The sequence below is a fragment of the Sphingobium fuliginis genome, assembly GCF_004152845.1.
GTDB classification, from domain to species: Bacteria; Pseudomonadota; Alphaproteobacteria; order Sphingomonadales; family Sphingomonadaceae; genus Sphingobium; species Sphingobium fuliginis.
In genome coordinates this window covers 544,721-563,387 of sequence record NZ_SEON01000002.1, presented here as the reverse complement: position 1 = coordinate 563,387, position 18,667 = coordinate 544,721, and the positions used below count along the sequence as shown (strand labels likewise).

Annotated in this window: 20 protein-coding genes; 5 read left to right on the top strand and 15 right to left on the bottom strand. The window is 58.8% G+C overall.

The annotated features are described in order from the left end of the window. Positions 1–85: 85 nt before the first annotated feature. The 5 genes from EWH10_RS07485 to EWH10_RS07465 all read right to left on the bottom strand — a co-directional run bounded on the left by EWH10_RS07485 (position 86) and on the right by EWH10_RS07465 (position 9,307). Complete coding sequence (locus tag EWH10_RS07485; protein WP_130029916.1) at positions 86–3,793, bottom strand: AAA family ATPase; 3,708 nt, start codon at positions 3,791–3,793, stop codon at positions 86–88. Further along, positions 3,793–5,025: an exonuclease SbcCD subunit D gene (locus EWH10_RS07480; RefSeq protein ID WP_130029915.1), complete on the bottom strand. Its 1,233-nt coding sequence runs from the start codon at positions 5,023–5,025 to the stop codon at positions 3,793–3,795. The genes EWH10_RS07485 and EWH10_RS07480 overlap by 1 nt, the downstream gene beginning before the upstream one ends. Before the next feature lie 71 nt (positions 5,026–5,096). Next, a complete protein-coding gene (locus tag EWH10_RS07475) occupies positions 5,097–6,584 on the bottom strand; it encodes a DUF2779 domain-containing protein (RefSeq protein WP_130029944.1) in 1,488 nt (495 codons plus the stop codon). 65 nt (positions 6,585–6,649) lie between these two features. Beyond that, entirely contained in the window at positions 6,650–7,690 is a 1,041-nt protein-coding gene (locus EWH10_RS07470) for a helix-turn-helix transcriptional regulator (RefSeq protein ID WP_130029914.1), read from the bottom strand. 132 nt (positions 7,691–7,822) lie between these two features. Further along, complete coding sequence (locus EWH10_RS07465) at positions 7,823–9,307, bottom strand: ADP-ribosylglycohydrolase family protein (protein WP_130029913.1); 1,485 nt, start codon at positions 9,305–9,307, stop codon at positions 7,823–7,825. Between the two features lie 171 nt (positions 9,308–9,478). On the opposite strand from EWH10_RS07465, the gene EWH10_RS07460 reads away from it, so the two are divergent. The 5 genes from EWH10_RS07460 to EWH10_RS07445 all read left to right on the top strand — a co-directional run bounded on the left by EWH10_RS07460 (position 9,479) and on the right by EWH10_RS07445 (position 11,337). Then, positions 9,479–9,727, top strand: a complete 249-nt coding sequence (locus EWH10_RS07460) for a hypothetical protein (RefSeq protein WP_130029912.1) — start codon at positions 9,479–9,481, stop codon at positions 9,725–9,727. Between the two features lie 114 nt (positions 9,728–9,841). After that, entirely contained in the window at positions 9,842–10,189 is a 348-nt protein-coding gene (locus EWH10_RS07455; RefSeq protein ID WP_130029911.1) for a thermonuclease family protein, read from the top strand. Beyond that, on the top strand, positions 10,189–10,347 hold the full coding sequence (locus EWH10_RS21710; RefSeq protein WP_165363339.1) for a hypothetical protein: 159 nt from the start codon (positions 10,189–10,191) through the stop codon (positions 10,345–10,347). The genes EWH10_RS07455 and EWH10_RS21710 overlap by 1 nt, the downstream gene beginning before the upstream one ends. Before the next feature lie 44 nt (positions 10,348–10,391). After that, complete coding sequence (locus tag EWH10_RS22225) at positions 10,392–10,598, top strand: DNA translocase FtsK (protein WP_165363338.1); 207 nt, start codon at positions 10,392–10,394, stop codon at positions 10,596–10,598. A gap of 1 nt (position 10,599) precedes the next feature. Next, on the top strand, positions 10,600–11,337 hold the full coding sequence (locus tag EWH10_RS07445) for a hypothetical protein (protein ID WP_130029909.1): 738 nt from the start codon (positions 10,600–10,602) through the stop codon (positions 11,335–11,337). A 90-nt stretch (positions 11,338–11,427) separates the two neighbouring features. Here EWH10_RS07445 and EWH10_RS07440 read toward each other — a convergent pair whose 3' ends face one another. From EWH10_RS07440 to EWH10_RS07395, 10 genes are all read right to left on the bottom strand, one after another. Next, positions 11,428–12,126, bottom strand: coding sequence for a HEPN domain-containing protein (locus EWH10_RS07440; RefSeq protein ID WP_130029908.1), 699 nt, complete (start codon positions 12,124–12,126; stop codon positions 11,428–11,430). Positions 12,127–12,199: 73 nt separating this feature from the next. Further along, positions 12,200–12,763, bottom strand: coding sequence for a hypothetical protein (locus EWH10_RS07435; RefSeq protein ID WP_130029907.1), 564 nt, complete (start codon positions 12,761–12,763; stop codon positions 12,200–12,202). 4 nt (positions 12,764–12,767) lie between these two features. Further along, positions 12,768–13,160, bottom strand: a complete 393-nt coding sequence (locus tag EWH10_RS07430) for a heavy metal-binding domain-containing protein (protein WP_130029906.1) — start codon at positions 13,158–13,160, stop codon at positions 12,768–12,770. A 28-nt stretch (positions 13,161–13,188) separates the two neighbouring features. Then, positions 13,189–13,809, bottom strand: coding sequence for a hypothetical protein (locus EWH10_RS07425; RefSeq protein ID WP_130029905.1), 621 nt, complete (start codon positions 13,807–13,809; stop codon positions 13,189–13,191). Between the two features lie 123 nt (positions 13,810–13,932). Further along, positions 13,933–14,121: a DUF6961 family protein gene (locus EWH10_RS07420; protein WP_130029904.1), complete on the bottom strand. Its 189-nt coding sequence runs from the start codon at positions 14,119–14,121 to the stop codon at positions 13,933–13,935. Positions 14,122–14,400: 279 nt separating this feature from the next. Further along, positions 14,401–14,856, bottom strand: coding sequence for a type II toxin-antitoxin system VapC family toxin (locus EWH10_RS07415; RefSeq protein ID WP_207212577.1), 456 nt, complete (start codon positions 14,854–14,856; stop codon positions 14,401–14,403). After that, positions 14,840–15,109, bottom strand: a complete 270-nt coding sequence (locus tag EWH10_RS07410; RefSeq protein WP_130029902.1) for a hypothetical protein — start codon at positions 15,107–15,109, stop codon at positions 14,840–14,842. The genes EWH10_RS07415 and EWH10_RS07410 overlap by 17 nt, the downstream gene beginning before the upstream one ends. Before the next feature lie 130 nt (positions 15,110–15,239). Next, positions 15,240–15,752, bottom strand: a complete 513-nt coding sequence (locus EWH10_RS07405) for a hypothetical protein (RefSeq protein WP_130029943.1) — start codon at positions 15,750–15,752, stop codon at positions 15,240–15,242. A 178-nt stretch (positions 15,753–15,930) separates the two neighbouring features. Beyond that, positions 15,931–17,274 (bottom strand): anti-phage deoxyguanosine triphosphatase, encoded by a 1,344-nt coding sequence (locus EWH10_RS07400; protein WP_130029901.1) that lies wholly within the window; start codon positions 17,272–17,274, stop codon positions 15,931–15,933. A 296-nt stretch (positions 17,275–17,570) separates the two neighbouring features. After that, positions 17,571–18,428: a hypothetical protein gene (locus EWH10_RS07395; protein WP_130029900.1), complete on the bottom strand. Its 858-nt coding sequence runs from the start codon at positions 18,426–18,428 to the stop codon at positions 17,571–17,573. Between the last annotated feature and the right edge of the window lie 239 nt (positions 18,429–18,667).

The following is an 18,667-nucleotide window of genomic DNA, read 5'->3' as shown; positions in this document are numbered from 1 at the left end:
GCGAATGCCCCAGCGCCGATCATTGGCGGATTGTTGAATCAACAACATCAAGAGGGCGGATCAAGATATGAAACCTGTGAGTTATCTATCCGCTGACTACGGCCAGTTCGCTGCGGCCCCGTGCCACTGGTGTCACTTCGATTTTCACTGGAATACGTTCTTTGATCTCCTCGACATGGCTGATGACGCCCACTCTGCGGCCCGTCGCATGGAGGTGCTCCAATACCGATAGGGCTTGGCCGAGGCTGGCACCATCTAATGCGCCAAACCCCTCATCAATGAACAGACTTTCGATTTTGAGGCCGCGGCCGGTCGACATCTCGGCAAGGCCTAGTGCCAGGGCAAGGCTGATGAGGAAGCGCTCGCCGCCTGAAAGATTGTGCACACCGCGGATTTCGCCAGCCATGTCATGGTCGATCACTTGGATAAGCATGTCGGCACCAGAAGCGCGCTGGAGTTCATAACGGGGCTTGAGATCCGTCAGCCTCGAATTTGCGTGCGCCAGCAGGCGATCAAGCGTTAAGCCTTGGGCAAAGCGCCGGAACCGAGCGCCCGTCGCATCGCCGATGAGTTCATCAAGGGCGAGCCACACCTGCGCCGCTGCCCGCTCGCGTTCCAGGTCGGCACGAAGCTTCGTAGTCTGCGTCCGAACCTCATCATCCCGGCGGAGTACGAATTGGGCATCTTGGAGCGCCTGCTGGGCCGCCTCGTCAGCTTGTTTGGCTTCGCTGACTGCTTGAGCAAGGGCATCGCCGGAGAGGGAAGGAGGGTCAGTCTGATCGTGGCGGCTCAGATCCTGCTGTCGTTGGGTCAGGAGGGCAGCAGCCTGTTCTGCGGCCCTGTCGATGTTGGCAAGAGCCGCAGCCTCCTGATCGATGGCCTCCTGTCCCGCTCGAGCTGCGTCGGCGACGGCGTCTTCTTCGATCGCCAACTCAGCAATGCGTGCGTGAAATCGACCTTGGCGATCAAGATGGTCCTTGATCCTGCGCTTTGCTTCTTGGTCCGCGGACTCTTTGTGAGCTGTTGCGGCCGCCTGCCGCTCTCGCGCCTTGCTGGCCTCTAATTGGGCAACTTCCACAGCTCGGCGGCTCTGCGATAGGGCCGCTTCGTTGCGGGCGACAACGATATCCACTGTGTCGCCGTCAAGCAGGCTCTTACGAGCGTCCGTTTGCCGAAGCTGATCCTCCTCCCAACCCTTCGCTTGAGACTCGATTTCGTCGAACCGGGCGGTGGCTGTGGCGGTCTCCGTACGCGCGTCAGCAACGGACTTCTCCAGCCCCGGAATTGCGGCGAGAAGCCGTGAATGTTCCGCAGAGTGGGCGCGCCAAGCCTTGGCCGATTCGTCGAGCCAGGCTGCGGGTTCAGGTAACTGTCGCCAATCTGCGCTGCCGCCGAACCTCGCGTCGATCGACCGCGCGAGCCGATCACGTGTTTCGGTAGCGTGCGATCGGCGCTCCGCTATGCCGCTCGATTGCTGTTCGATATCGCGCACTGTCTGAGCGGCGAGACTGGAGGCTGCGCGGCATTTCTCCCACTCGTTTCGAGCCTTTTCATCGGCGACCTGCGCAATCGTGACTGCGGTCCTCGCCTCCGTCATCGAAGCGCGCTGCTTGTCCAGCGCGGCGAGTTCGCTTTGCAGAGTAGCTTCGAAGTCCGGCCCGGCCGGATCAAGGCCCACGGAGCTGCACTTTTCTGACAGGACTGCAAAGGCAGACTGGGCATTATTGCTGGCCGTGGCCAATGCTGCGGTCTGGCTCTCTATGTCGTGGTTCAGCCGGAGGATCGATTGATCAGTAGACTGGATGCCTGTGGTGAGGGCGGCCTCTTCAGCGGTCTTTGAAGACAGTGAGGCGTCCAGCTGGGCGATACGCTCCCGCTGCTCCCGAAGCTGGAGGCCTAAGAGTGAGTCGATCGCACTCAACGCATGTTCGGTCGCTCCGCAAACCGGGCAGGCCTGTCCATCCTCAAGCGTGGCGCGAAGTTGCATTGCCGCTTCGCCCGAGGCCGTTTCGGCTAGCTCGCCGGCACGCCGTGCCTCCTGCAATTGCGCTCGCAGAATAGGAAGGGAGGAGCTGACCTGGGAATGCCGGGCGACCAGATCTTCGCGTTCGGCCTTAGCGTCATCGAAATTGCTGCGCAGACGGACGAGGAGGTCGCGGGATGTTTCTACCTGAGCTTCTTGATGCTTCCAGTCTACTAGGAGAGGGGAAAGACCTCCCAAGCGATCCCGTTTTTCAATGAGCGCTGAGAAGGCAGCATCTGAGGGTGCTGAAGCCTTAGCCTCGTCCAATATGTTGCGAGCCCACATGGCAGCGGCGGCTGTTCCCTCTTCGGCTGCCTTGGCGGCCTCCCATCTGGCGTCGGCCTCTATTTTGGAAGCCTCTGCTTCCTCTGCGCTCTCTGAAAGCTCGGACAGCTTTATATCGACCGCTGCGATCTCGACGAGCTCTGCCGCGAGTTCCTGCTGCTGTGCAGCCAACGTGGCAAGCCCGGCGTTCGCCGTAAGCCACGATGCTTGGCCGTCACGAGTTTCTGCTGCCTCAGCCAACAAGGTGTTGGCGGCCTGCTCAAGCTCCCGACATCCGGATAGGGCTTGCGCGCGCGCAGCGCGAACGTCTGCTATGCCATCAAGCGATGCGTTTGTGTCGGACAGCTTCCGGTCGAGCACACGGGCTTCTTCGATCTCAGGAGATTGAGCGGCGACCCGTTCCGTCTCGAGCTGGAGTTGAGCTGCTGCATGACTTTCTTCAGCTGCCGTCTGCGTCGCGCGCTCGCTCGCCTGCCCAAGTTCACTTTGCCGCACCACAAGAGTTTGGCGCGCTTCCTGCGCCAGCGTGGCCGCATCTTGGACGGCGGTCCAGTCTCCTGCGAGGGCGAACGCGGCTTTGCGCACGCGCAATGTCTCATGCCGAGGGGCGGCTTCTTCGCGGGCAGTGTTCGCGGTCGATACGGCCAACTCACATTCCGTCACCTTGTTGGCCAAGGCCGTACGATCGCTTTCCCAGCGAGCAGCTTTGGAGAGTTCTCCAATCGTGGCCGCGGTTCTATCCGCGACGTTCTTCGCGGCACTGTGCTGCTCTTCGGCGACCTGGCGTGCTTCGTCGTCGAGGCCGTTCTGCGCCTCAATGCGATCTAGGATTGCCTGCTGCTCGGCCCGGAGTGTCGTTGCCTTTCCATGAGCTGCGCGGCCAAGAGTCGCATAAATATGCGACCCCGTCAGCCGTTCGAGTAGCTGGGCTCGCTCGTTATCGTCAGCCTTGATGAAGGCCTCGAAATCGCCCTGTGCCAGGAGGACGGCCCGACGAAACTGCTCAGCTGACAAACCGACGAGACGGTGAATTTCCGCCAGCGTTTCAGTTTTGGTCCCCCCCAAGATCTCACCGTCAGCAAGGCGCGTGAGGTTGTGCCGGGTAGCCTGCATACGACCATCGGTCTTCTGACGAGCGCGCTGGACGGTCCACCGGGCGCGGTAGCGCTCTCCGTCTCGCCCAACAAAGTCGAGCTCGGCGAAACCCTCGCCGGAGCCATGCCGAAGGATGGCCCTAGGGTCTCCTGCCGACAACTCGTCACCTTGGGCAGTTTCGAACTTGGCCCGTGCCGGTGCTGCGCCGAGACGTGGTACAGAATCGAACAATGCCAGGCACATTGCGTCGAGCAAGGTAGATTTCCCTGCGCCTGTCGGGCCGGTGATCGCGAAGATGCCGGCGTCGCTCAGTGGCTCGGCTTCGAAATCAACTTTAAAATCGCCGTTCAGGCTGGCGAGATTGCGTCCGCGGATTGCTAGGACACGCATTAGGCGTCCTCCCTCGATGCTTGAGTCTCGATGAGAAGGGTCTGAAACGCTTGCTTTAAATCGTCCGGCGGTTCGCTGCCGTGAGCCCGCTCGAACAGCTCTGCGAAAACAGCATCAGGAAGCAGTTCGGCTAGATCTACATCGCGCTCAGCGATGGCCTGGTTGGTGGCCTCACGAGCCGAGACCCGTGCAATGCGCGTCAGCCGCACAGCCTTCCCATCGAGTGCCGCCATGACCCGAGCCTGTAGTTTTGGTTCAGGGCCATCAACGAGGACTGAAACTTCCACAAATGGATGCAGCCCGCGAGGCATATCGGGATCGAAATCCAATCCCTGAATTGCGATCTCAACCTCGCCGATCGGCTTTGGACCGTCGGCCGGGATTGTCAGAAAGGGGACAAGGCGGGGAATTTCTTCGTCCCGGACGCTCGCACCGCCGGCCGCCAAGTCCACTATGCTGATTGAATGGCGGTAGAGCCTTTCCGTTGCGGACAAGGGGAACGGCGAACCCGCATAACGGATCAGAGTATCGCCCTTGATCGTCTGAGGACGATGAAGATGGCCAAGCGCAACATAGGTTGCTCGGTCGTCAAAGAGGGCTGTGGCTTGGGCTTCCTCCCCGCCCACGGTGATTCGACGTTCTGAATGTTCAGAGATGTCCCCTTCCGCGACGTGAAGGTGGCCGGTCACTATGAGAGGCAGCTCGTCTGCTCGTGCAGCGCCCGCCGTCAGAACGTTGGCGTACAACTCGGCAAGGCCGCCGGCGCCCGTATCTCCAGGCCGGCAGTAGGGAACGGCTGCCAACCATGCTGCGGGCTTACCCGTCCGATCGGTGAGCGGGATCAGCAACCGATCGAGGTCTGCCACGCCATTTGCGCGGGGCAGGGAGCCCACAAGGTGGATGCGCCCAGGGCCGAGAAGTGCGGCGGGTAGATTGATCCGCGCGGCGCTGTCATGGTTCCCACCAATGATGACGATCTGCAGATTGGGGCAGCGCGTCGTTGCATCCCGAAGAAATGCATAAAGGCGTGCCATGGCCGACACTGGCGGATTCGCCACATCGTATATGTCACCCGTTATGAGCAGGAGATCCGCTTCTTCTGCTATTAGGCGATCAAGAAGCCAGGAGAGAAATGCGCCATGCTCTGCCTCTCGTTCATGGCTGAACAGCTCATGCCCGATATGCCAGTCAGAACTATGGATCAGCCGGAAGGCGGGTATCGATTCGGTCATGGGCTAAGTTTCGCAAAATTGGCGACAGAAATGGACGTAACTTGATCGCGGAAGGATTGGCCGGCGTTGGCTTAGTCGCCATCTCCGTTCTGGCAGAGATGCTTGGCAAGGACGATCATGGCTTCTGTATCTCGCCCGCAATAAGCGCGTAGCGCCGTATCGAGTGCTGCTCGGCGGGCTGCCGTCGTTTCGGGGGAGATGGCCTCGAGATATGCGGCCTGGGCGTTCCCGCCATCTTTGACCTCCAGCTCAGAATAATCAAGCTCTGGAGCGACGGTGGGCAGAACAGCCTTGATCGACCAGCTGCCACGTTGGTCGCGGTGATACCAGTTGGCGCGAGTGACCGGCAAAAGGTCGACGACCCGCTCAATGATCGAATTGAGATCGTCTGCCAGATCGGGGAAAAACTCAGAAAGTTCGCGCAGGCGGCCCTTTTCGAAGCCTGCGTTGTAAGCGACTACCGCGCCCGATCTGGGTATCTTCGTTACCAGCGCTTCGGCGCAAGCCCTTCGTGGGTCCGCCCCATCAAGGCTCAGGAATTCATGATGCTCAAGGCTTCCATCCTCCGCTTCGATATGAGCGGAAAACTGGAACGGAACCTGTTGATAGGGGCGGGTGCCCACCCAACGCGGAATGGCGAACGCGATCGTCTCAAAGTCCAACCACGTCCGAGGGAAGGCCCAATCCGCCATGGCGGCTCGGGCACCTTCCACATTGTGATCGGGCTTGCCGGTTAGGGTGGCTTGGAACACCCGTTGATGGGTCGGATTGGTAAGCCCCGAAGGGTCGACGTCGAAAAGATCCTCGACCCCGCGTTGCAGCCACCGATTGCCGCCTCCGTATGGAAGCAGGGTCACCGGGCATTCCGGGCCTGGCGGGAGCGCTGCCTCGCAATATGCCGCAAAATTGCAGGGGAGCCCGTTACAATGTGAGCCAGGAAGGATGTTGGGTTCGGTACCCGCGAGCGTCTCGCGTGCAGCTGCCACCACCGCCGCTCGCGTTTCGACGCGATCCTGTATGTTGGACGTGAGTTCGCTGTCGAAAAACAGCCCCTCAAGCGACCCTTCAGGTTTGAGAACGAAATCGGAATCCAGATGGCGGATCGCTGCGCTGTCGATTCGCACGCCGGCTTCACGGGCGACCCAGACCTGCGTCGCCAGGTCATTGGCGTGATAATCCTTGGGCTTGGTCGAACTTTTGACCTCAGCCATGTGCCAACCACCAAGGCCATTTGGCTCGAGAATATCGACGCGCACCAGAACGCCATCATGCTGGAAGGTAGCTTCGAAGATCGGATCCTCGTGACCGCTTTCCAGTAAAGCCTTCGTCGTTGCCAACGCGGCGGACAGATCGGGTTCAGCCTCCACCATGATGCCACCCGGCAAGAGCGAGCAGGCAGCGGCGCCAACCTCGTGTCCGGCAGCAAACCGCGCTTCTGCGCCCTCATCATCTTCAGCGAGCTCAGGGCGATGCACCGAGAGCCAGAGCCGCTTCGGGCATTGCTCGAAGTAGGTGATCCGGGATTTGGAAAGGCCATGCGGGCGAGGTGAGACGCTCATGCCGCCACCATCATTGTGAGATAGGGGAGCGTGGAGAAGCATGTTGGAGAGCTGATCGTCATGGTTCAACTATGCATCGTCGGTGCGACAAATGTGGTCGTTTCTGATGGCTGGGCCTGAGTTGGCAACATCGTCAACGCCGCCACGATGCGCTGGCGCATCATCTCAATCAGGGCATCAGGCTGCTCGATGACGAGTTCGTTACCCCAAGTGAACAGATGCTCGGCCAACTCCCGCATGCCGCCGCTGGTGAACCGGATGAGGAGGTCTCCATTCTCCAGTTCTTCGATTTGCTGATGGCGATGGAAGCGCCATTCTCGGGCTCGCGCAGCTGCCGATGCGTGGACGCGAAGCACGACGTCTTGCTTCTCGTCTCGCCAGACAGCGAAACTGTCGGCTAGCCAGGCGTCGATATCCCAGTCATCTGGGGCGCAGCCGAGCTTTTCGCTGAGCCGGGGGTCGATCATACGATCCAGCCGGTAATAGACCGGATCATTTTCTCGGTCGGGCATCTTCCCCACCAGGTACGACAGGGGGCCGTGGACGATGCCGAAGGGAATGACTCGTCGCCAGCGCGGCTCCTGCTGCTGAACAGCGGCATAGCTGAACTCGAGGCAGCAACCGGACAATATCGCAGCTTGGACGGTCGCAACCGTCTCGGGCGGTACGGTCGCGACCGGGCCTGCGGTGACCATCGTTCGCTGAAGCCGGGTGAGGGCTTCTAGATCAGGGTCAATGCGGCGTTTCTCGCGGTCGTCGAACGCCCCTTTCACCTTGGCCAGAAGGTTCGCGAGTTGATCGGCACGAACCGTCTGGCCAGCTTCTCGCCGTCCATCCACCTCGGCCTGTAGTGCTGCGACTTCAGCGGCAGTGGGGCGGGTGTAGACACGGCGAAGGCTATCCCTGATGAGAAAGCGCTTTCGGCGATCTTCTGTCACTTCCTCAAGGTCAAAGTGCCGAGCGATGACGTCGCGCATACGCTCGGCGGTCCGGCGGTTGACGCCGAGCGTTTCCGCCATGTCATCGAGAGTCAGGCCCTCTGTCGATTCCGATAGCGCGTGAACGAGCGCCAACAATCGATCCAGTTTGGCCATACGATCGGTCATGCTGCACTACCCCCCATTTGTGTCCAACTACGACCGCACCCGTCGTTTTTTCAAGAGTCTAAAGGCGGAAATTGAGGCCCGCGGCTCGTGGAGCGGCGGCGTTGGCTGGAGGGACAGCGCTGGTGTGAATATCTATCGAGACAAAAGCTGATCTGCCATTTCGCCGATGCGTTCATATCCGACGATCCGGTTTCGCCAGGCTTCTGGGACGCCACTTTCGCCATAGAGAGCGCCCGCGAGCTGGCCCGTTATGGCGGCTGTCGTATCAGCGTCCTCGCCGAGATTTGCGGCAGTAAGGACAGCCTCGGCGAAACTGCCGGTCCGGCCGATGCACCACAGTGCCGCTTCAAGCGAATGGGCCACATAGCCTGACGCGCGAATATCCCGCCTCGGCTTACCGCGCCAGGATCCACCAACGATGTCGGAGATTCTCCGAGTTACGCTCGCTGTGGGGATGCTGAGAACATCGTTGAGGGTCTTGCCGGCAATCGCCATCGCGATCATTCGCCCGTAGATGACGCAGGCATCTACGGCCTCAGGCGCTCCATGCGTGACCCGGCTTTGACGTGCAGCGGCTTCTTCGAGAGCAGGTATGTCGTCATGATACCGCAGAGCGATTGGCGCCAAGCGCATCAAGCTCCCGTTCCCCGCAGTCGTAGGGTCTGTTGATCCAGCGATGGGGTTCCCTGATCGCTCCCATTTGGCCAATGCCGCACCGACGGTCATGCCGATGTCGAAGCAGTGCCCGTTTGATGAATAGGCTCCCTCATCGCGCCATGCCACGAAGCGCTTCATCAGATCCGCTTCATCAATGCCGTTGCAGGATATGAGGCTGTCCGCCAAGGCGAGCGCCATTGACGTGTCGTCTGTCCATTCGCCGGGCTCCAAGCCGAATGGGCCACCACCGATCATGTCGGTCAGAACGGGATAGCTGTCCCGGCGCGCAAATTCCAACGTGGTCCCCAGTGCGTCGCCTACAGCCAGTCCGATCAAGGCACCTCGGCCTCGATCACGCGTGGCCCCCGGCATCTTGGCGGGGCGCACCTCAGCGACAGCGACTTTCTGCTGGACGTAGGTGAGTTGCTCATGCGTTTCGATCGCTCCAGGACGAGCCATTCGCACTTGCTCTGTGGCAGCGTTTGGCTCGGTTCCCATCTCGATCAGCAGGCGGGCGGCTATCATTCCAGCGCGTCCCAAGCCGCCCTTGCAATGTATCACGATATCGAAGCCCTGGCGTAGGCGTGAGCGCAGATTTGCGCCGATGGTGGTCCACTCCTGCTCGAACAGCGGGCCTGGTATGCTCACGTCAGCAATGGGCAGATGGAACCAGTCCATGTGGCGCGCGCGCACTTCCTCGCCGAGCCGATCCACGCCGAGGCTCTGGAATTCTGCGGCCTCTATGAGAGAAACCACCGCCGCGGCTCCGCTAGCCTGAATGGCGTCGAGGTCGATGCAAAGGTCGCGATCCCACGCACCCGTCATCGCGTCGGGCTGCTTTTTCCCCGGGCAGAATGTAATTCCTATTCTGCCGCCGTTCTCGCGTGTTTGGACGAACGCGATCTGCAGCGGATGGCTCGAACTCGTGCGGGGGGTACTGGCAGCGTCTCGTTGTTCCATTCTTGTCCTTTCTAGCCATCCCCGATGGCACCAGCTTGGCGTCGGTCAGAGCTAATACGACCGAATCTGACAGATACGGTCGTACCTACTTCGCCATGGCATTTGTGAGGCCAAACTGTCTTGACCCAGCAGCCACGATAGGGTGGTGAAAGCATCATAGGGGGAAATATCATGAAGATTGATCGAGATAAGCTGAAAGAGGCAGGAGCCAGCTCCGCAAAGGTCAGCCAGAAAATTGGCGAGAAGACTGTCGATGGGGTTAAGAAGGCTTGGGAAACGGAGATGGGGCGCACGGCCATCACCGGCGCTGCGGCCGGCGCTGCTATCGCTGCAGTCGTCCCCTTCGTTACGGTTGGAGCAGGCTTGCTGATCGGTGGCGCGATTTCCGTGTTGGCGAAGAACGTTAGGTCGGGTCAGTAAACATCGTCTGGGACCGGAAGCCCGCTAATGGCGAAACGGTTTCAACCTGTCATGGGTCAGCCCCACCTCCATGAAGGCAGCGGGATGATCGAGAAACGCTGAACGGAACGTAACATGTTTGGATTATTCCTGCTGGCGGCTGTAACCGTCGTAGATGGCGATACCCTGCGCTTGGACGGTGAACGCGTACGTCTGGTCGGTATCGATGCCCCTGAGATACATGGGTGTCCGGCAGGGCGCGTCTGCGCTCCTGGCGATGGCCAGGCGAGCAAACGCAGCCTACAAAATCTGATGAACGGATCCCTCAGCATTCGCCGCGTCGGACACGACCGCTATGGGCGTACCCTAGCGCATGTCTACGTAAACGGCGTGAACGTTGCCTGTGAGCAGATCGGCCGCGGGCAGGCGGTTTATATGAGGAAGTGGGACAATGGGCTCGAACTAGCGCGGGAGTGCAGGTGATGGCTCGTCGCTGGGATGAGAAGGGTACAGAAGCGGATGGTCCTGCATTCCCTTATCTAGTGGCTCTAGAAGCGATCATTATTGGAGGCCTTATCCTGCTGGGCACGGGCATGATGCTGGCCTCCGGTGTGAGGTGGCTCTTTGGCCTGTTCGGTTGAGCGAGAACGGGGTGAAGGGCGAGTGCCAAAGCGATAGCGGGGTCATGCATGCTAATCGCATCGCAATGGCTCGCGATCTGGTAACAAGATCAGGTTCCGGTTCGACAAACCGATTAGCTCGAGAGTTGGGTATTCAATATGCCTATGCACGCCGGATTATGCAGGAGCTTGAGCATTCCGGGTTGGTGAGTGCGCTAGACAAACGCGGCGCGAGAACAGTCGGATTAGGTGTGTCTATCTCGGAGAAATGAGTTGGGACGGCTAATTTTAATTGCGTTCTTGCTGGTTACCGGCGCTGTTTTGCTGCGCATGGCTTGGGATGCGGCGCTTAAGATTTTGCGGAGCATTGTCAAAGTCGCCTATATGTCTGCGAAGGTGGCGGGAGCGGCGCTGTTAGCGGGATTGGCTGGCCTCGTTGCCTTCGTTGTTTTGCCTATCACTGTCGTCGGTGACTGGTTTGGAATCGCGGTTGTGAGTGTCGCGATCGCAGCCTTCGTCCTGTGTTGGAGGAAATTCGCGGTTCGAGACGGACGCGCCGCTCGTCCGCTGTCCCCGATGGAAGAGGATCAGTCGACGTCCTTCCCGATCGTCGAGGAAGCGATCAAGCCTGAGGCGGATCCCCGCATCGCTGAGGCGTGGGAAATGGCGGGAGAGCTTGCACCTGAATATGCTCAGCGTCTTTCCGCAGCTAGGCGCCGCTGCGCTCAAGTGTTGGAGATGGCAGCTGGGGACCCGGTCGAATGGAGCATCGTCGATTGTTCGACATTCATCTCGCGCACTGTGCCAGATGCGGTTTCAACGGCAGCCGCACTGATGAAGGACGCCGACCACGCAGAGCGGAGCAGCCTTGCTGGTGAACTGGTCGTTGACCTTGAACGGATCGCGAGCCGCGCGCGCGAGGAAGTCGACAATCGCCGCCGTCAGCTTCGCAACAGTTGGCACGTTGTCCGAACCCATATTGCAAGCCGGACGGCACGCGACGCCTCCTGATGGTGCGGCGGCGGATTCTGACTTTGTGGCGTGCTGCACGTCAACGACGATGATTCTTTAGACATTGAAGTCCGGCACGGCCCCGAGCCGTCAAGCCGGTGAATCGACCACCGGGTAGTGCGGCATCGGCCATTCATGATCCGCATTGTCCATCATCAGGTCAATAAAGAGGGGCAGAAGGGAGCCCAGCAGGGCGCCGCAATCTCTAACTTGAGTGCGGTTGACCTCGCTATTCCAGGTTGCCCCTCCATGGACCAATTGGTTTCGCAGGACGTACAGGCGTCCAAACAATATCGACAGCAAGGTGGCGGTGTCGTGGCGACGAAGAGCGTTCGCCGTAGCGACGCGCTCCCGTTCCAGCATACCGCTCCAGTCCTCGAAACCGGCAACCTCGTTGTGATGATGCCAGAAGGGCGCGAAGACATAGCGGTTGTCTAGCAGCAGCCTAATTTCTTGACTGAAGCGCTGCCAGACCAGGTCATAAATTCGATGTTTACTGTCAAAGCCAACCAAAGTGGAGAAAAAGCGCGCGAAGGCATCGCGCTCGCGCTGGCTCTCTCCACCCAACGCTAGTCCAACGTCACCCGCATATGCTGCGTTGAAGCCGATCCACAGCAAGATGAAGCGTATATCTTCGTCTTCTTCATCTGCTTCTGCGCGGCGCAGCCAGGAAAGCGCTCGGTGAACTCGAAGGGTGAGAGGCATCGCGAAGCCATCACGTAGGCTACGTTGCTTCCGCTTGAGCGCCTCTGGATGAAGCGGACTAGAAGATGGGTAGCGGAAAGACATTTTCTCGGCTTCTCTATCTCAGATGTCTAACATAATTCTGCGATGTAAAGATCGCGCAAGCGGCCACCATTTATCATGAATGAGGGGCGTCTTGGTTCGAGATCAAGAGTGGAGGGGCTGCGGGTTCTTCGCCATCTGCGATATAGCCATGAATAATATCGCCCGCCTTGAAGGTCGCATTGCCGCCTTTGTTGAGGAGGCCGAGCAGACCAAAGCCTAACACGCCCAAAATGACTCCGCCTGTGTTTGAGGCTCCTTCAGTGCCCTTCGTGCCGGTCAACGCGACCGGCCCCCATTGCGTGTCGACATGGATCAAGCGCAGGCTCAGTTGGCCTTTTCCTCCCGCCGCGCTGGTGCCTGAGACGGAAACGATTTCACCCCAAGCGACAGCGCCGATCGGGATAGCGATGGCTCCATCGACGGTAACAGGTGAATTAACGCGCAGCCTGAATCTCTCACCCGCCTTGGCTGACCGGCTGTTCACTTCCCGAACGACCATCAGTTCGACGTCCGTCCCTTTTACCCAACGAGGATGAGATGAGGCCGGGACGACCGAGGCTTCTGAAGTGACGTCCTGTGCGGCCGCCAACGGGCTGCCGACTAGGAGAAGTCCTGTCATAAAGGCTGCGCGCAGCATTGGGTTAATGAGAGCCCGCAGCGGTAACTGCCGCGGTGGTGCCGCTGGCCGGCAAGAAGCGGACCGCCGTGCCAGTCGCATTTGCCTTGCCCCAGCTGAATGCCGACACGTGAGCATCGCCATATTGCGCTTTGACCACGGCATCAGCACCGAGCTTCTGCGCGCGTTCCCAAAGCTCCTTGTAGATTTTGTCCTGCGAGGGCGACTTGCTGAAAACGGTTGCTTTGCGGACGCCCGCCTTGACCTCTCCGAGGACCTCATAAGGGCGGTCAGTGATGTCATATGGGAAAACGGGTACGCCGACTTCCTCGTTCACAAGCGGGTGGGCTTGCGGTGCTTGGCCAAAGGCAGGCGCTGCAGTACCCATCGAGAGGGCGGCAATCAGAACGAAACGCATAAAGTGTACTCTCCCTATTGGAGCCGGCTTACTTCGCGGCAGGAGCTACTATCGAACCTGGCTGAACTGCGGTTGCAACAGATGAGGAAGCTGCGATGGGAACGGTCACAGGTTCAGAAGGCGCAGCCGCGGCGAAGACCAAAGGCACGTCTTCACCGATAAAGCCCTTGACCTGCGATCCCGCAGCGATTTTGGCGCTTGTTCCTGTGGTGAAAAATCCAACGACAGGAACGAAGGCCACAGCAGCTACGACACCTGCCGTTCCGGTAACGCCTTTGTCATCAAACGTGCCGGTCAGCCGGATCTGGCGCCCGTTCACGCTCACATTGAGGAGCGAGGCGGTCAAATGGCCAGACTTGCCCCACATCCCTTTATTACGAACCTCGGTGATTTCACCGACGGCTGGCGAACCGACCGGAATGACGATCTGCCCCCCAACAGAAACCGGCTCGATCACGGAGAGCCTGAAGTGCTGACCTACCCGAAGTTTCTTGCCTTCGGTCGTCAGGGGCTCTTCCATCTTGAGTTGGATTTCAGTGCCAGTGCGGAGAACATTGTTGGCCGTCGGTCCGACAGCGAGTGCAGGCACTTGAACCTGAGCATGTGCAGGCGTTGACGACGCGATTGCGCACGCGAGCGCAACATACATCAATCTCATTGATTTTACCCCCATATTTGGCCTTCCCCAAGACCAGTCACCGTGTTGCAGAGCGCCCGTCGGGATGTCAAGCGACTGGCCACAGGGATTGAAAAACCTTGTTGGCCGACCTTTTTACTGAATTGAGTCTGGTCGAAGTATTTGGTCCATTTTGGATGCTATCAGCTTCCAGAAGGACAACCCTTCCCAATCAGCTTCGGCAGCAAGTTCGCCGATCCGCTCGGCTACTTTGACCGGCGCTTGGTTACCATGTCTCCTCAACAGCATCATGGCTGCGCCCAGTGCGATATGATCGTTGGTCATCCTATCGCTCTCCTGGATTAGCTCTTAGCGCCGGACGGCGTCTGGACTTCCACCGTCATCTTGTAGCGATAGCGCTGCTCGCCAAGGGTTCTGTCGCCGTAGGCGGTAAGTACAAGTGCGATACCCGCGGTCTGGACTCCCGAAGTTATCAAGCACCTGCGCACGACATATCCCCTTTTGACGTGAGCCTTATTGTTCGGAGATATTTCGATCAGGCTAATAGCTGGGGCGGTGGGCTAATCGTCTCATAAACGCTGGATTTCGAACGGATTGAAGCTGTCATGCCCTCGGAAAATCGCGAGGGGTGCGGACATCGAGCGTCGGGGATAGGCCGCGCATATGACCGATGTTCCAGGTCACGATCGTGGGGATACCGTGTACCACCGCTGTTTCGCCGATCATTCGATCGTACAGGCGAGCCCCGATCCCGCCATCGGCCGCATAGCTGCGCACCGTGTCGAACGTCTGCGCTGGGGTCAGGCCGATCAATTGGGTGACGGTTCTCACGCTTTCAAGCGCGGCCCAGGCTTCCTCTGCCGTGAAACGAAATGGCGCGTGTGTGCCGCGACGGGTCAGGGTGCTATAGGCTTCGGCATAGCTGTGTGCGGCAACGCCCAGCACATGACCGCGACCAGCGTCGAACAGGTCGGCCGACGAAGCATGATGCTCATGATCGCCTGCCAACGCCGCTATAATCACATTGCTGTCGATCAGCGCGTCAATGGTCAATGTCATGCTCACGGGATCGATCGAGAGCCTCATTGGCGCTTTCGAGGCTGACCGGCTTGCCGCTCGACGGACGAACCAGCAGCGCGCCGCGCCGCACTAGCTTGCCGGTATTAGCCGGAACGCCTGGCGGGACATAGCCACGCAGCGCGTCCTCTATCACCTCACTGGCCGTCATGCCGGTGAGCTTCGCAAGCGCATGGACCCGATCGCGCGCAAAAGCCGAGCGGACGTTGAGCTGGATATTTTCGGCACGACCCATGACCGACTCCTTTGCGACCAGATATAACATGTCGACGCTCGGCGGGCTATCAAAATTCTGTTTTGGCTAGCCCTACAATCTGACACCGTCGTTTCGTTCTGGTAGAAAAGAGGACTTGAGGGAATCGACTTCACTGGTCCAGTTTCCAATCATTATCTGCAACGATGTTTCGCATGTTCCAAACCACCCGTGGATTAAGTCCTCCTGCGCCGCTGAATTGGGGATATACCGTAAAATGCGTGCGGAAGCCCGGCTTCAGGTCGAGCGACAGATTATCATGGCTTTCGCTGACCGGAGTGCACCGGTCGATCGGCTGGTCGGGTGTGTCGCATTCGTAAAGGCGACCGACCAGGGTCGCGCTTTCGAGTGCCTCCCTCCCATGGTTTTGGAACCATCCTTTCACGGAATCGCGAAGCTGCTGATCGGCGGCGTTGGATTGAAGAGCCTGCTCCTCGATTGTCCATTCTGCGATGGGAGAGCTTGCGGGTAGCTCATGTTCGCTCCACCAATCTTGAAACGCTAGAAATCCCAGCCATGCGACGAGCGCGTAAACGGCCCAACGGAAAGGGGCTACCTGCATCATTAATGCGAATGCGATGCCCGCGCCCACCCAGGCTAGGAGATCATTCTCGCGTTCCGCCACACCTGCTCCCTGCCGTTGCTCGGAGTCAGATGACATGACCCTGCGTCAAAATCGGTCATAAGACTTGCAGTTGGATCTCGATCTTGACCACCAGCCTTCTGAGAAGCAGAAATGCAAGCCGCCTGCGCTGAGTTAGCGCTGACCCGCTCCGCTACAGCTGAGACACACCTTCAGCATTTCAAAGCTTGTCAAAAACCGATCCCATCCGCGGTGCGAAAAGGCGTTCATAGGTTCGCAGCAGGTGGGAGTCCGTCATGCCTGAAACATAATCACAGATGATCCTCATCGGATCGGAAGAGCTGGCGAATTTGGCGTACGCATCGCAGGGCAGGAATCTCTTCGGCTCAGACTTCATGACCTCGAATACGGCGATTACCATCATCTGCCCTTTGAACTCGAGATGCTGGACGCTTGGGCTACAAATGACTTCCTCGTAAACCAGCTTCGTTACCGCAGCCAGGAAATCCGCTACGGGTTTTGGGACCTCCGTACGATACCGAAGCCTCGGCTCCTCAAATTCGGCTTCGTCACGGATCTGGATGCTTGGAATAACGAAGTTGAGGATCCGGTTGATCTGGTGTTTGCGGTCGTTGCCGTCACCAAATAGGCGATCGAGTAGGCCTCCATATACGTCGTTGCCATACTGCCCGCGATATTGGCTATTAAGATAGTCGAGTAGGCCCTGGCAGGCCGCGGCGGGTACGTGCGCTTGAAACTGCTTTTGATCTATGAGTCTGAGCTCGAGCGCGTCCTCTAGGTCGTGGATGCCGAAGCTGATGTCATCTGCAAGGTCCATGATCGAGCAAGCGAGGGATTTATGGCGTACTTTGGCATGCCTCCCTGCTCGAATGTCAAACTGGCGGAATGCATCCTGATCGCCCTTGGAGAGCGGGGAGAGGATCCAGTCCACGACATCCTGCTCGCAATCCAGGAAGCATTTCGGGGGTTCGGAAGCTTTGCGATCAAGCAGCGGCGTGCCGCTTGTATCTGCTAACATTCTCGGATGGAGGTCAGGGTTGGCCACTTCGCTGAACGGCGCGGGATATTTAAGGACGCCGAGCAGCGTCTCGCGGGTCAGGTTAGAGCCGGCAGCCTCAGAGAATTTCTCCAGGCGCGATAGGATCCGAAGCGTTTGGCCGTTCCCTTCGAAGCCGCCATGATCTCTCATGCAGTAATTGAGGGCAATTTCGCCGCCATGGCCGAATGGAGGATGCCCCAAATCATGGGTGCAGGCGATCGCCTGAAGGAGCGCATGTTCGGGAAGGTGCCCGAGGGCTGGATGGCCGGGCAGATTATGGACGAGCTGTTTGGCTAACCCGCCAGCGATCTGCGCGACTTCAAGCGAATGCGTGAGGCGAGTGCGGTAGAAATCGCTTTCCCCCAAGTTTAGGATTTGGGTCTTGCCCTGCAGCCGTCGGAAGGAGGCCGAGTGAACGACGCGGCCATAATCCACGTCACCCTCAGACCGCGCATCGAAGGATTTCCGTGATTCCGCCGCTCTGCGGTCTAGCCAGTACATCATACCCCTTCGCATCTGTAAGTAATTTCCGCTAGCATGGATGGTATGATGCGAAAACTCAGCGGCAAATTTCTGCTTCAATGCCTGAGGCGGTCTCAACCGCTCCGGCTTTGCCGGAGGCTCCAACTTCTGAGTAAGTGGAGCCGGAGGGAATTGCACCTTCCGCCTCTTTGCCGTTGGTTCGTCCGTCTTGAGCTCAATACCTGTAAGACGCGCCGTCCTGCTGGTGATGCGTGCCGCCGAGCAGGTGGGCTTGCAGTAGAAGGGGCCAGCGTCTGAGGTCAGGCTGACATTTCTTATCAGCCTCGATTAGAGGCAGAGTTTCTGGGTTCTTGCGCAATGAGCCCCTTACGTGACGCCTCCATCAGGAACTTGTCACTATAGCGAAGTTTGGCTGGATCGGCCGCTTCACCATAGCGCGCCTGTACGAGGCGCACAGTCGCCGTCACAATGGCCATGGCCTCTCGCTCGCTTGGTACATTTACATCGCGAAGGCCGCTGACTAACCCAAGATGCCGTGCAGTTCGTACCAGGTGCAGGTCAGGCTTCACCGAAAGACCAAAGTCGGTTAGCATGTGCATCACGGTGATATGGCCCCAGCCGCGTCCTAACATCTGACGCAACGTTGGTGACAGCGTGGCGAGTTGTTTAAGCATGGCATCCAGGTCATTGACAGCATAGCAAGCTAGCGGGGCGGCCTCGCCATTGGCGGCAACCATGGCTCGCAGAAACGCTGCGCCGCCTTGAATGGCAAGGAGCCGCTTAGCAGCTATGCCAGATACCTCACGGATCTGTTCTATGATGGAGCCGCCCGCGCTGTGATTTTCCTTCTTATTCCCCCCTCCATCGTGCTCCACGAAGAATTTTTCTCGATCGAGCCCGATGAAGCGCCAAGCGCCTTTCATGAAGGGAGCAAGTTTGTTCTCATAGCTTTCGCCAATCGCGACTTTTGTGTTCGAATATAGCGGCTTAGTCCAAATTTGCCGCCAGCACTCGTCGGCGTCGGCGCGGCGGACATCACTCATAGCGTCGCTCAGGCGCTGCGCTGCGGAGATCGCCCCTGAGTCTGCCAGTGCATCTTCCCAAGCCACAAACTGATCGATATCGATGTTGGTAATCTGACGCACTGTAAGGCTTTGCGAGGTTCTGCGTACCATTTGTGTAATCCTTCCGCGGCTAACGTGCGTCAACTGAGATGTTGGAGGGCGCTAACCCAGACGCGTTAAAGGTTTCCTTACAGTCTCGGAGTTTAGCGAGCGCGTGGACTGGGAAAATTTGCTTAACCTCGTCATGGAAAGCCGGTCGCAATCGACGGGCTGAGTACAGATATTGCCCCTACCCGCCGAGTCCGCAGCAAATATCAAAGGAGATACATAGTCCAAGAAAAGTCACCACA

Bases quoted from the DNA above. Each gene is read 5' to 3' on its own strand.
- EWH10_RS22225 (WP_165363338.1), top strand. From the start codon at position 10,392: ATGCATGCTAATCGCATCGCAATGGCTCGCGATCTGGTAACAAGATCA.
- EWH10_RS07410 (WP_130029902.1), bottom strand. From the start codon at position 15,109: ATGGGTCGTGCCGAAAATATCCAGCTCAACGTCCGCTCGGCTTTTGCG.
- EWH10_RS07430 (WP_130029906.1), bottom strand. From the start codon at position 13,160: ATGCGTTTCGTTCTGATTGCCGCCCTCTCGATGGGTACTGCAGCGCCT.
- EWH10_RS07480 (WP_130029915.1), bottom strand. From the start codon at position 5,025: ATGACCGAATCGATACCCGCCTTCCGGCTGATCCATAGTTCTGACTGG.
- EWH10_RS07435 (WP_130029907.1), bottom strand. From the start codon at position 12,763: ATGCTGCGCGCAGCCTTTATGACAGGACTTCTCCTAGTCGGCAGCCCG.
- EWH10_RS07415 (WP_207212577.1), bottom strand. From the start codon at position 14,856: ATGACATTGACCATTGACGCGCTGATCGACAGCAATGTGATTATAGCG.
- EWH10_RS07455 (WP_130029911.1), top strand. From the start codon at position 9,842: ATGTTTGGATTATTCCTGCTGGCGGCTGTAACCGTCGTAGATGGCGAT.
- EWH10_RS07465 (WP_130029913.1), bottom strand. From the start codon at position 9,307: ATGGAACAACGAGACGCTGCCAGTACCCCCCGCACGAGTTCGAGCCAT.
- EWH10_RS07485 (WP_130029916.1), bottom strand. From the start codon at position 3,793: ATGCGTGTCCTAGCAATCCGCGGACGCAATCTCGCCAGCCTGAACGGC.
- EWH10_RS07400 (WP_130029901.1), bottom strand. From the start codon at position 17,274: ATGATGTACTGGCTAGACCGCAGAGCGGCGGAATCACGGAAATCCTTC.
- EWH10_RS07395 (WP_130029900.1), bottom strand. From the start codon at position 18,428: ATGGTACGCAGAACCTCGCAAAGCCTTACAGTGCGTCAGATTACCAAC.
- EWH10_RS07470 (WP_130029914.1), bottom strand. From the start codon at position 7,690: ATGACCGATCGTATGGCCAAACTGGATCGATTGTTGGCGCTCGTTCAC.
- EWH10_RS07420 (WP_130029904.1), bottom strand. From the start codon at position 14,121: ATGACCAACGATCATATCGCACTGGGCGCAGCCATGATGCTGTTGAGG.
- EWH10_RS07460 (WP_130029912.1), top strand. From the start codon at position 9,479: ATGAAGATTGATCGAGATAAGCTGAAAGAGGCAGGAGCCAGCTCCGCA.
- EWH10_RS21710 (WP_165363339.1), top strand. From the start codon at position 10,189: ATGGCTCGTCGCTGGGATGAGAAGGGTACAGAAGCGGATGGTCCTGCA.
- EWH10_RS07440 (WP_130029908.1), bottom strand. From the start codon at position 12,126: ATGTCTTTCCGCTACCCATCTTCTAGTCCGCTTCATCCAGAGGCGCTC.
- EWH10_RS07425 (WP_130029905.1), bottom strand. From the start codon at position 13,809: ATGTATGTTGCGCTCGCGTGCGCAATCGCGTCGTCAACGCCTGCACAT.
- EWH10_RS07475 (WP_130029944.1), bottom strand. From the start codon at position 6,584: ATGAGCGTCTCACCTCGCCCGCATGGCCTTTCCAAATCCCGGATCACC.